The following is a 12,459-nucleotide window of genomic DNA, read 5'->3' on the forward strand; positions in this document are numbered from 1 at the left end:
GTCCTCTAAAAGCCAAATTAGCGCATAAAGTTCAGTATTTCTCAATCTCGTTAACATCATTTCCATCGTTTTCTCATCCTAGTTGAGCTAAAATACAGCCTTTCTAAGCTAGCCCTTAACTAATCATTGAGGAAATCAAAACCATCATGGATATACATCGTCCTATTCGTCGCGCACTTTTAAGCGTGTCAGATAAAACTGGTATCGTTGAGTTTGCCCGTGCTCTTGCTGAGTCAGGCGTTGAACTTCTTTCTACAGGCGGTACTTGTAAACTCCTAGCCGACAACGGCATTCAGGTAACGGAAGTATCTGACTACACAGGCCACCCAGAGATCATGGATGGTCGCGTGAAAACTCTCCACCCGAAAGTACACGGTGGGATCTTGGGGCGTCGTGGCCAAGATGAAAACGTTATGGCAGACAACAACATCTCTGCTATTGATATGGTTGTAGTTAACTTATACCCCTTTGCACAAACTGTTGCAAAAGCTGACTGCAGCCTAGAAGATGCGATTGAAAATATCGACATCGGTGGCCCAACTATGGTTCGCGCAGCGGCTAAAAACCACAAAGACGTCACCATTGTAGTTAATGCCAACGACTATGACCGCGTACTTTCAGAGATTAAAGGCAACGATGGTTCAACAACATATAAAACACGTTTTGATCTTGCGATTGCAGCCTATGAGCACACAGCACAATATGATGGCATGATCGCAAACTACTTCGGTAAGCTTGTCGCTGATTACACCGAAGAAGCGGCGGAAGAAACTAAATTCCCGCGCACAATTAATATGCAGTTCACTAAAAAGCAAGATATGCGCTATGGTGAAAACTCACACCAAGACGCCGCTTTCTATGTAGAAAACGACATTGAAGAAGCCTCTGTTGCGACTGCGAAGCAATTACAAGGTAAAGCACTTTCATATAACAATATCGCTGATACAGATGCAGCCCTTGAGTGTGTGAAAAGCTTTGAAGCACCGGCATGTGTTATCGTTAAACATGCAAATCCGTGTGGTGTAGCAGAAGACAAAGATATTTTAAGCGCTTATGACAGAGCATTTAAAACGGACCCAACTTCTGCGTTTGGTGGCATCATTGCTTTCAACCGCGAACTAGATGCTGAAACGGCAAAAGCCATCATTGAACGTCAATTTGTGGAAGTCATCATTGCACCAAGCATTTCAGCAGAAGCAGCTGACATTGTCTCTGAAAAGAAAAACGTACGCCTTCTAGAGTGTGGTCAGTGGGAAGCGAAATCTACTGGCGTTGACATCAAACGCGTAAACGGTGGCGTGCTTATCCAAGACCGCGACCAAGGCATGGTCACACTTGGCGACTTGACGGTTGTCTCTAAGCGCCAGCCTACTGAGCAAGAGCTGAAAGATCTATTATTCTGCTGGAAAGTCGCTAAATTCGTTAAATCAAATGCGATTGTGTACGCTCGTGATGGCATGACCATTGGTGTAGGCGCAGGTCAAATGAGCCGCGTATACTCAGCGAAAATCGCCGGTATCAAAGCAGCAGACGAAAACCTTGAAGTAAAAGGCTCTGTCATGGCTTCTGATGCATTCTTCCCGTTCCGAGACGGTATCGATGCAGCCGCTGAAGCTGGTATTACAGCGGTTATTCAGCCAGGTGGCTCAATGCGCGATGAAGAAGTCATTGCTGCTGCTGATGAAGCAGGCATGGCAATGGTCTTTACCGGAATGCGCCATTTCCGTCACTAATCGATTAGCGCGAAACGTTTAACGTTTCGCGCTTTTTGTTTGCACCAAATTCAAGTATTCTGACCAAAAGACAATCACAATAACCTTGAAGGAACTGAATAATGAAACTAGGTATTAAAGCATTAATCACAGCAGGTATCGTCACTGCAATCGCAGGGTGTAGCAGTACAACAGGCTCTAGCAGCTCAAATGCAAGCATTGCCAAAGCAGCGCAAAGCAGCGAGCGCACAGAGAGTAATCGTGCCCGTGATAAATACCGTAATCCAGTCCAGACATTGGAGTTTTTTGGTCTAAAACCAAATATGACCGTAGTTGAAATCGCACCTGGTGGTGGTTGGTATACTGAAATCCTAGCGCCAGCAATAAAAGGCCAAGGTACTTTGTATGCAGCACACTTTCCAGCAGATTCTGACGGTGAATATTACAAAAGATCTTTAGCTGCGTTTAAAGACAAAATTTCAAATGACGCACGTTATAGCGAAATTAAAATGACTGAGTTTTCAGCATTAACGCATCATGATATCGCACCTGCAGGCTCTGCAGATATGGTACTAACATTCCGTAATGTTCATAACTGGTACATGCGCCCAGGTGATGAGGGCGTGCTTAAATCTTTCAAAGCATTCCATACCGCACTTAAGCCAGGCGGCATTTTAGGTGTAGTAGAGCACCGTTTGCCAGAGCACCGTGATACTGAAGATCAGAAGCGTTCAGGTTATATGAAACAAAGCTATGTCATCGAAATGGCAAAAAAAGCAGGCTTCGAATTGGTAGCAAGTAGTGAAATCAACGCTAACCCATTAGACAGTGCAAACCACCCGCGTGGTGTGTGGACACTGCCGCCAAGACTTGCGCTAGGTGACGAAAAGTCAGCGCAGTACAAAGCGATTGGGGAAAGCGACCGTATGACTTTAAAGTTTAAAAAGATTTAATAGGATACTTTGCCATGAATGTACTTGTCATTGGCAGCGGCGGCCGTGAACACGCGCTTGCGTTCAAAGCCGCTCAAAACCCATCAGTAAAAACTGTATTTGTAGCGCCAGGTAACGCTGGTACGGCTTTAGAACCAAAGTTAGAAAACGTTGCAATTGGCGTTGAAGACTTAGATGCATTGGTTGCATTTGCGAAAGAGAACAAAGTTGAGCTCACAATCGTTGGCCCTGAAGCACCATTAGTGATCGGCGTTGTGGATCGATTCCGCTCTGAAGGTTTGGCTATTTTTGGCCCGACTCAAGCTGCTGCACAGCTAGAAGGTTCAAAGTCATTTACCAAAGACTTTTTAGCAAGGCATCAGATCCCAACAGCGGCTTACCAAACGTTTACTGACATTGAGCCTGCGATTGCTTATGTCAAAGAGCAAGGCGCACCGATTGTTGTTAAAGCAGATGGGCTAGCAGCGGGTAAAGGCGTTATCGTCGCAATGACCGAAGCTGAAGCGGAAGAAGCAATCCGTGACATGCTTGCTGGTAACGCATTTGGCGATGCTGGCAGCCGAGTGGTGATTGAAGAGTTCTTAGAAGGTGAAGAAGCGTCATTTATCGTCATGGTTGACGGTAAAAACGTGCTACCTTTTGCCACCAGCCAAGACCACAAACGTGCATATAATGGCGATCAAGGTCCAAATACCGGCGGTATGGGTGCATACTCTCCAGCTCCAGTTGTGACAAAAGACATTCACGACCGCATTATGAATGAAGTGATTTATCCAACAGTAGAAGGTATGGCAGCTGAAGGTCACCCTTACACTGGCTTCTTGTATGCGGGCTTGATGATCACAGCAGACGGCACACCTAAGGTTATTGAATATAACTGTCGTTTTGGTGATCCTGAAACACAGCCAATTATGCTGCGTCTACAATCGGACCTTGTGTCACTGATTGAGGCGGCAAACCGTCAGGAACTAGATCAAACAGAAATTCAATTTGATCCTAGAGCCGCAGTTGGTGTTGTATTAGCAGCAAAAGGCTACCCAGCCAGCTATCCAAAAGGCGATGCAATTTCAGGTCTTCAGGTTAATTACTCTGAAGGTGAAAAGGTATTCCATGCGGGTACTAAGCAGCAAGGGGATGATGTTGTGACAGCAGGTGGGCGTGTTTTATGTGCTACAGCGCTAGGCCATACTGTGACAGAAGCACAAAAACGTGCTTATGCACTCGTTAAAGACATCAACTGGGACGGTGTAGAATACCGTACAGATATTGCTTATCGTGCTATTGCTCGTGAGCAGTGATCTTTAATTAGATGAATATGCTAAAACGGCTCTCGAAGAGCCGTTTTTTATTTAAAATACTAAAACGCAAATAAAAACAAAAACCAATATCAATTTCAAACCCTTGAAATCTATAATTTTTTTCAATTTACCATTGGTATTTTCCAACTGACTTGCTAGGATCTCCTTTTGTATCATCTTTAGGGGCGTAAAGATGCAGGGCACGTTAAGTAAACTAAAAGCCAGCCTTACCAATCCAATTCAATATCAGCTGCCAATTGGCGACGAACTGGTTAATCTCAATGACTATTTTGACAAAGAAATTACCTTAACTTTCACAGGTAATATCTATTGCTGCAGTTGCGGTAAAAAAACCAAAAAAAGCTACTCTCAGGGCCACTGCTTTGTGTGTATGAAAAAGCTTGCTAGCTGCGATATGTGTATCATGAAGCCTGAAACATGTCACTATGATCAAGGCACATGCCGAGAGCCAGAGTGGGGGGAAGCCAATTGTATGATCCCACACTATGTCTATTTAGCCAATACATCGGGTCTCAAAGTCGGTATCACACGCCACACTCAAATCCCAACTCGCTGGATCGATCAAGGCGCAACCCAAGCATTGCCAATTTTTAAAGTACAAACACGCCTCCAGTCTGGACTGGTAGAGGTTGCACTGGCTAAGTTCATTGCAGATAAAACTAATTGGCGAAACATGCTAAAAGGTATTAATCCTGAATTAGACCTAAAGCAAAGTGCACAAGAATTAATTCCTCAGATCCAAGAAAAGCTCGATGAGCTGGCTGAGTTATTTGGTGCAACTGCCATTGAACGCTTAGATGAAGAAGTTGTAGACCTAACCTTCCCTGTTGAGGACTACCCAACAAAAATTAGTTCCTTTAACTTTGATAAAGAGCCGACCGTGAATGGTGTATTAAAAGGCATTAAAGGGCAATATCTCATTTTTGAAAAAGGCGTCATTAATATTCGTAAGTTTACGTCCTACGAAATCAATTTCTCCGCTTGATAAAACTCACACCAAGCCGCTTGCGAAAGCGGCTTGCAATACAAGTACCCCTGCATAGCATGACAGCCTAACTTTTGTAAAAAGCGCATTTGCTCTTGCTTCTCTACCCCTTCTGCCACCACATGTAACTTCAATGCTTTGGCCATTGCCACAATCGCACTGACAATTTCACTATTGCCATACTCATCAGGTATTTTTGCAATAAAGCTAGGATCAATTTTTAAAATATCTATCGGTAACTTAGTAAGATAACTTAACGCCGAATAGCCCGTGCCAAAATCATCCAATGCAATGCTCACTCCCATTTTTTTTACACTGCTAAGCACGTCCTTGGCACATTGGAAGTTGCTAATAAAGCAGCCTTCTGTGAGCTCTAGCTCAATTTGATTACCCTCTAATTCATATTTACTCAGGGCATTGTGTAATGAATTAACAAGATCGCCCTGTGTTAAATGCTGCGCAGAGACATTGATCGCTAAATGCCTGACATCAATGTTCATCTTTTGCCAGTGTGCCAGCTGAGCACAGGCCCTATCGATAACCCACTCATCTAACTTAACAATTAAACCCAGCTCCTCTGCCAATGGGATGAACTGTGCGGGGGAAATCATGCCAAGGTTAGGATCATGCCATCTTAATAAGCACTCCAAACTCGTTATACGGCCGCTGACAAGACACTTTAGTGGTTGAAAATAGAGCTCAAACTCGCCATTTTCAAGTGCACTTTGAAAGCGGCTCTGCATCGATAAACGCTCAAGTGAACGTGCATTCATAGACGCTTTATACATTTGAAATGAATTACGTCCCAGCTCTTTAGAACGATACATAGCTACATCGGCGTGCTTCAGTAAACTTTCACTGTCAGAGCCATCATCTGGATACATAGATGCACCCAGTGATGCCGTCGCAGCGACTGAAATATTACCTAAGTTAAAAGACTTATTAAATTGCAGTAGTAGCTTATCAGCAAAGGAGACCACAGAGTCCATATCAGCCACTTCAGTCAGAAGTACCACAAACTCATCCCCACCGAGTCGAGCAAGGGTATCCCCTTCTTTTAGAATACTTTTGATCCGCTCACTAACTTGCATTAGCAGTTTATCCCCAGCGCTGTGTCCGAGCGTATCATTCACTTCTTTGAAGCGGTCTAAATCAATAAACATAACACTGATCTTATGCTGGTCACGGTGTGCCGAAGCCAATGCCATGGATAGCCTGTCATAAAATAATCGACGATTTGGTAGTCCAGTTAGCTCATCAAAATAGGCTAATCGCGCAATTTTTTCTTCTGCATTTTTGCGCTCGGTAATATCACTGAATATTGCAGCATAGAGGACTTCATCACTATAAGGGTCGTTAATTTCTATGATTGTGAGCCACTCAACGTAAATATCACCTGTTTTTTTCTTATTGCAGATCTCGCCTTGCCAAACTCCTTTTTCTTTTAACGCCGCCCACATTGAGTTGTAGTAGTCCTCATCATGCATACCTGAACTCAGAATGCTTGGCTTCTTGCCAATCACCTCGTAATCCTGATAGCCAGTCAATGCACTAAATGCGGGATTGATTTGAATGATTTCGCCGCTACTGCGGGTGATCATAATGCCATCCAGTGAAGCATCGATTATTCTATTGGCGAGGTAGAGGTTTTTCTCAGATTTACGAAGGGCAATATCTCGCTGCGCCAATACATTTTCTAACTCACTACAGTAGGCTGTTTCTATTTCAGTAAGGACATTTTTCAGTGCTAATAAACCAACAACTTGGCTAGTAGATTTATCACGTACAACAAGGTGACGTATCGATTTCGCAGTCATCTTGCGATATGCATCAAATAGACTTTCATCTGGCGTCATAGACAGCATAGGAAAGCTTGCTAACTCCCAGCATTGCTGTTGCCAATGCGGCTCTAAAATCGCATACGCAATATCACGCTGGGTAATAATGCCATACTCTTTCAACTGTTCGTGATAGACCAGTACCGCTGTTGCTCGTTTATGTCGCATGACTTCAATCGCCTCACTAACACACTGACGACTATCTAGCACGCTCACATCACTGTCAAAGTGATCTTCTATAGGACGAAAGTGCAGATAATGATCTAAGCCTTGGTTACGAACAATATCGGATAAAGAGACAACGCCCGAAGGCTCATTATTGTAGTCTTTGACCAGTAAGTGTCTGATCCCAAGTTGGTGTAATTTGATTGTTGCTTCGCTAAGTGTCTTATCAAGCAAAATATCATGAACAGGTGAAGTCATGACCTGCTTAATTGGCAGCTGAGAAAGGTGAATATGCTTTAGATCTAGTTTCACGCAATCAGACTCAGTCCATATGCCTACAATGCCACCTCGATGCGTAACAAAGATCGAGCTGACATTGTGCTGACGCATTTTTACTAATGCATCATATAAACTGGTTGATTCATCACATGATAATAAGCTAGTCGAAAACACGTCTTTAATTTTCAGCTGACGTGAGTCACCTATCATAAGCACTTTCCTCGCATTCTAACTACCATCTTGAGTATACTGAGCTGTCTTTCGCTAACTTTGACTGAGAACAAATAATGACGATTAAATCATACCCATTAGTGCTGATATTCGACCAAAGTATAGAGTACATTGAGTCCGAAGAAGATTTACAAGAAAGTCTCTTTTACCTAACTGAAACCCAAACTAAAACAGCAACATGTATAGATTTAGAGGGCTGTTTTTCAGGGTTAAATGGGCAGAAAAAAGCCGCGTTTAGCTATGAGTTTTTAACGCTGTTAGTGCAACAAAAACTGGTTGATGAAGGACAGTGTTGCACTGCAAAAATACAAATTACAGAGATAGAACAAGTATTTAGTTTGATAAAAGAAACAGTGTAGATGGCTAGGATTCGGCGAGTGTTCTCACATGCGTTTCAACACTTCGGCCGAGTGAGGACAGCTCATACCCCCCTTCTAAATAGGAGATGATACCGAGACAATTAAGCTCTTTACTCAATTGCGCAATCTGCAAAGTAAACCAAGCATAATCGTTTTCAACAAATTTAAGTCCACCCATATCATCTTCTAAATGCGCATCAAAACCGGCGCTTATAATAATTAGCTCAGGTTGGAAGTCGCGCAGTTTAGGCTGCCACTGCTGAGTGTATAACGCACGCAGGTCGGTCCCGTCGCTGGCAACTGGTAAAGGTGAGTTGACGACTGTATCAGTATTTTCTATTTCAGTATTGGGGTAAAACGGATATTGAAATAACGAACAAAATAGCACATTAGGATCAGATTTAACGATTGCCTGAGTACCGTCTCCATGATGCACATCAATATCCAAAATAGCGATGCGTTTAACACCTTTGCTTTGTGCATATTTAGTGGCTATCGCGACATTATTAAAGACGCAAAATCCCGCAGACTTATCCTCATATGCATGATGACCTGGTGGTCTCACTGAGCAAAAAGCTGCATCATGACGGCCACCAAGCACTTCATCAACAGCCATTATTCCAGCGCCCACAGCTCGCTCTATGGCTTTTAATGAGTCTTTGCATAACCAGGTATCACCGTCTAAATCCACCAGCCCTTGCTCAGGGATAGAATTTAAAACTCGCTCAATATGTTTCTCGTTATGTGCTAAAGCATAATGAGACATCTCAGCTTTAGGAGCCATCAAATGCGTGACAGCAATATCCAACCCAGACGCTAAAATGCGATCAGCAATAGCATCTAAACGCTCTGCGCACTCAGGATGTTCTTCCGTCATTTTATGTCTGCGACAAAGTGGGTGAGATATAATCGCTGTACGCATATCGCTGTCCTTAAAAATCTGAATTGACAGTGTATCAAAGCACGCACTAGCGTGCCTTGATACTTTGGTGTGATATTTAACGCCTCTAGGTTATCTTAATACGGTTGCGGCACCGCACTTAAGTCTAAATTATGAAAATCAAAGCTAAAGTCGGTAATTTCAGGATTCACCCACTCCATATCAGCACTTTGTACTTGCTGCTTGTCATTCAACTTAAAATGAATATAAGCATCTGCCTCAAGCAGCTTTTCATGCCATTTAACCACAAATGTATTGCCATCGTGGTGATGCAGTGTACCTTTCAAAAGCTTCGTATGGGTAAAGTCGATATGAAGCTGGCCTGCGATTTCCTCCACAATGACATCACCATACCACGGACTACGAAGAGTTCCTGTGTAGTCACTAAGTGACAGGCTCGCCGTTTTCGACACCACCTTTTTGGGGCCAATTTCAGCGTATAATGATGCACGCTTTTGCTTAAATTGCTGATAACTATCTAAAACCCAATCTCTGGGTTCCAGATCAAGTGCCTGTTCAAACACTTCATTGGTAATAGCTCTAATTGCAGGGTAAGCATGCTGGTTAGAGAGTATAACCACACCCAAGCCTTTTTCTGGGATCATAGCAACTTGCGAGCCCATACCTAAAATGCCACCCATATGGCCAACACGTTTATAGCCGAAGTAACTTTCTACAGCCCAGCCCAATGCATACCCCTTAAAATCTTGCTGAAATTGTATGCGGTCTTCATCGTTAGGAATTCGCATAATTTGTGGATGCCATAAGTACTGATGTGTTTCACGGTTAATTAGCTGCTTACCAGTAGGCGCTTTACCTTCATTCACTTGTGTTTTCAGCCATTTAGTCATATCAGCTACATTAGAAGCGATGGCACCTGCACCACGAAAGTCTTCCAAATAATCGCCAACAAACTCCTCTAGTTGACCATTATATTTAATTGTTCCAGTGGCAAAATTTGTATTGCCTTTATCAATGCGAGAGAAAGACGCATAAGAGTTTTTAAACCCCACTTGTGGGAAAATCCGTGTTTCAATAAACGCTTGCCAACTGATACCACTGACTCTGGCAACAACTTCTCCGGCGACCACAAACATCAAATTGTTATAGTGATACTCAGTGCGCAAAGGCGCGACAGGCTTGATATGTTTTAGCCCTGCTAGAATTTCTTTTGTTGATTTGTCGGTATCAGGCCAAATCATTAAATCCCCAGCTCCTAATGCTAAACCACTGCGATGACTCAACAAATCACGAATCGTCATCTGCTCTGTCAACTCTTGACTGTAAAGCTGAAATTCTGGCAAATGCTTTGTTACCGGGTCGTCCCAATTCAATTTACCTTCCTCGACCAACATCCCAAGTGCTGTAGCCGTGAATGCTTTACTGTTAGATGCAATTCCAAAAAGGGTATGTTCATCAACACCGTCTTTTTTACCGTACTGTCTGACCCCATACCCCTTTGCTAATACCACTTTTCCGTCATGCACTATCCCGATTGCCAAGCCCGGTATTTCAAAACTATCCATCGCCTGTTGTACAGATTTCTCAATCTCAGACAACTGAGGCGCCGTCAAAGCAACGACGTTGCTACTCATTATCAAGGTCGTTGCACAGCATAATGTGCGCCAAAGAGCTTTTCTCATATCCGTATTGCCTTATTTATATATATTTAATTCTAATGCTTGTTTCTTTTTATCCGCATCTGCGGTGCTTTTTTGCGTCTTTATCATTTCAATATAGTCGATTGGAAACCCGTGCTCCTGCGCCCCGACAAAGACGTGATGCTTGTACCAATCGAAAGGAAGCTCTTTATTTACGAATGTATTCGCGACATAACAGTGCACGCTGACATAGTCATCATTTCCTATCAACACATCAAATTGAACACGGTCGTAACGTGCTCCCTCAATATCATCCAAGTGTGATATTTGCTCATGATTCAGCACATATACTGCGCCATAAACCATGCTCTCCTCTGGGCTTTTTATGATATTGCACTTCGCCGAGCCATCAGTGCTGAGCATATTAAAGGTGAGCTTATATCCTTTTAGAGTGGCAATTCCTTTTAACTTAACAAGAGGCAGCCTCTGTTTGAGTCTTAGAGACGACAAGTTTGAGCCGTATGCAAAATATAAATACTCTTCGCTACCCATTACTCCCCCTATAAAACAACACGCATAGCAAGCAAAATTAAAACAACGCCAATACCGCGATCAAACCAATGTCCAGCACGATGAAAGAAACTTCTTACTCGAGACTTGGATAAAAATACAGATAATAACGAAAACCAAATCCAAGTTGCCAAAGCCATATATAAACCATAAAAGATTTGTACTGCTTGAGGTGTTTCAGGATCAATCATGAGTGTAAATAATGAAAGGAAGAATAGCGTTGCTTTTGGGTTAAGGGCGTTCACTAAAAAGCCTCGCCTCAGAGCCTTAAAATCCGATTCATTATTTTGCCCACCTTCAATAGACGCCATTGGCTCAACATTTTTTTGTGCTCTAAGGGCTTGCACTCCCATGTACGCTAAATAGGCACCCGCAGCATACTTGAATAAATTAAATAAATCTGGAGATTTTGACAGCACAAGTGCTACGCCCAGCAAGCAGTATGAAACATGTACAAAAATCCCTAAACCTACGCCAGCACTGGTATAGAGCGCATTTCTTCTCCCTTGCTGTACACTCTGCTTTAACACTATCGCAAAATCAGGGCCAGGGCTTGCCACTGCAAAAAAGTGTGCGACGGCAATAATTAAAAACTCATCTAGATACTCAAGCACGACAGCGATCCTCTAGGGCTAACAGCATAGGGTCCGCAGAGTTCTGTAATATTTTTTTTAGTTGCTTTTGCGCTTTTTTGAACATGCCCTTTAAATGAGGCTTCAGGTGCTTTCCGCCCTGCTCGTCGCCTTTAAAGTGACATACTAACGCATGCAAAAATATACTTTCTTGTTCATTAAGCGCTGCCTGACGGTTAGCATATGGGTTATAACATGATCCACATCCGCCTCTAAAATGATAGGCGGTATTACATATCATGGTGCCAAACCCCAAAAATATCGCCAGTACATCAGCTGCTACCGATAAGTTTTGCTGACCGCCTGGCGGTAGTTTACCAACATGATGAATAAGCATTAATGCCATACTCCCCGCCATGCTTGCCACCAGATCTTGCGGTTGATTGATTTGATTTGGATTGTATGAGACGTGCACTGGTAAACTAGGTTTATTGACCAATACCACACCCTCTCCTCGCAAACCGCCTGACAACGAAAAACGAGGAAATGTCTGCTGCATTGACATCATTTGAGGTGACGATAATGCAATTGGCCATTGTGTCAAACCGGCATAGCTTCTGACTCGCTGAAAAACGGACTGGGCCATTTCTTCTACACTAGTGACACGATCGGGAAAATACTGCTCTGTTGGCTGCACAATCTGAGTATTTTTTAAAAAATACTCACTATCAAAATGTTCAGCTGCCCATAAAAACAGCTCAACCAAAGATTGTGACTCCTCAGACTCTAATAAGGGTTTAGGTTTAAAAATTGATAACATATATTCAATCGGCACGACCAGATAATCATTATTCAACACCTTACCAAGTCACATTAAGTTAAGGCAAGGTAAGCAGATGATTAAATAGCATTAAACCTTGTCTTGCTTAAGCCAT

General features: G+C 43.0%; 11 protein-coding genes. 5 read left to right on the forward strand and 6 right to left on the reverse strand.

Going from position 1 to position 12,459, the window contains the following annotated elements:
* The first annotated feature begins 146 nt into the window (after positions 1–146).
* From purH to QNM16_RS19985, 4 genes are all read left to right on the forward strand, one after another.
* Positions 147–1,733 carry a bifunctional phosphoribosylaminoimidazolecarboxamide formyltransferase/IMP cyclohydrolase gene (gene purH / locus QNM16_RS19970; RefSeq protein ID WP_284022068.1) on the forward strand — a complete coding sequence of 529 codons (1,587 nt, stop codon included), beginning with the start codon at positions 147–149 and terminating at the stop codon, positions 1,731–1,733.
* 101 nt (positions 1,734–1,834) lie between these two features.
* On the forward strand, positions 1,835–2,665 hold the full coding sequence (locus QNM16_RS19975) for a class I SAM-dependent methyltransferase (RefSeq protein ID WP_284022069.1): 831 nt from the start codon (positions 1,835–1,837) through the stop codon (positions 2,663–2,665).
* A 14-nt stretch (positions 2,666–2,679) separates the two neighbouring features.
* Positions 2,680–3,963, forward strand: a complete 1,284-nt coding sequence (gene purD, locus QNM16_RS19980; RefSeq protein ID WP_284022070.1) for a phosphoribosylamine--glycine ligase — start codon at positions 2,680–2,682, stop codon at positions 3,961–3,963.
* A 193-nt stretch (positions 3,964–4,156) separates the two neighbouring features.
* Complete coding sequence (locus tag QNM16_RS19985) at positions 4,157–4,969, forward strand: DUF2797 domain-containing protein (protein WP_284022071.1); 813 nt, start codon at positions 4,157–4,159, stop codon at positions 4,967–4,969.
* Here QNM16_RS19985 and QNM16_RS19990 read toward each other — a convergent pair.
* On the reverse strand, positions 4,945–7,461 hold the full coding sequence (locus QNM16_RS19990) for an EAL domain-containing protein (RefSeq protein WP_284022072.1): 2,517 nt from the start codon (positions 7,459–7,461) through the stop codon (positions 4,945–4,947). The two genes, QNM16_RS19985 and QNM16_RS19990, sit on opposite strands and share 25 nt — an antisense overlap.
* A gap of 77 nt (positions 7,462–7,538) precedes the next feature.
* Between QNM16_RS19990 and QNM16_RS19995 the strand changes: the two genes are divergently transcribed.
* Positions 7,539–7,841: a DUF4144 family protein gene (locus QNM16_RS19995; protein ID WP_284022073.1), complete on the forward strand. Its 303-nt coding sequence runs from the start codon at positions 7,539–7,541 to the stop codon at positions 7,839–7,841.
* A gap of 4 nt (positions 7,842–7,845) precedes the next feature.
* Here QNM16_RS19995 and QNM16_RS20000 read toward each other — a convergent pair whose 3' ends face one another.
* The 5 genes from QNM16_RS20000 to QNM16_RS20020 all read right to left on the reverse strand — a co-directional run bounded on the left by QNM16_RS20000 (position 7,846) and on the right by QNM16_RS20020 (position 12,344).
* On the reverse strand, positions 7,846–8,763 hold the full coding sequence (locus QNM16_RS20000) for a histone deacetylase family protein (protein WP_284022074.1): 918 nt from the start codon (positions 8,761–8,763) through the stop codon (positions 7,846–7,848).
* 95 nt (positions 8,764–8,858) lie between these two features.
* Entirely contained in the window at positions 8,859–10,424 is a 1,566-nt protein-coding gene (locus QNM16_RS20005; RefSeq protein ID WP_284022075.1) for a serine hydrolase, read from the reverse strand.
* 12 nt (positions 10,425–10,436) lie between these two features.
* Positions 10,437–10,934 carry a gamma-glutamylcyclotransferase family protein gene (locus tag QNM16_RS20010; protein WP_284022076.1) on the reverse strand — a complete coding sequence of 166 codons (498 nt, stop codon included), beginning with the start codon at positions 10,932–10,934 and terminating at the stop codon, positions 10,437–10,439.
* A gap of 8 nt (positions 10,935–10,942) precedes the next feature.
* Complete coding sequence (locus QNM16_RS20015; protein ID WP_284022077.1) at positions 10,943–11,566, reverse strand: LysE family translocator; 624 nt, start codon at positions 11,564–11,566, stop codon at positions 10,943–10,945.
* The gene (locus QNM16_RS20020) at positions 11,559–12,344 is read right to left on the reverse strand and encodes a hypothetical protein (RefSeq protein ID WP_284022279.1); all 786 of its coding nucleotides are present in this window, start codon (positions 12,342–12,344) and stop codon (positions 11,559–11,561) included. The genes QNM16_RS20015 and QNM16_RS20020 overlap by 8 nt, the downstream gene beginning before the upstream one ends.
* Between the last annotated feature and the right edge of the window lie 115 nt (positions 12,345–12,459).

The organism is Pseudoalteromonas umbrosa (assembly GCF_030125375.1).
In the GTDB taxonomy this organism is placed as follows: Bacteria; Pseudomonadota; Gammaproteobacteria; order Enterobacterales; family Alteromonadaceae; genus Pseudoalteromonas; species Pseudoalteromonas umbrosa.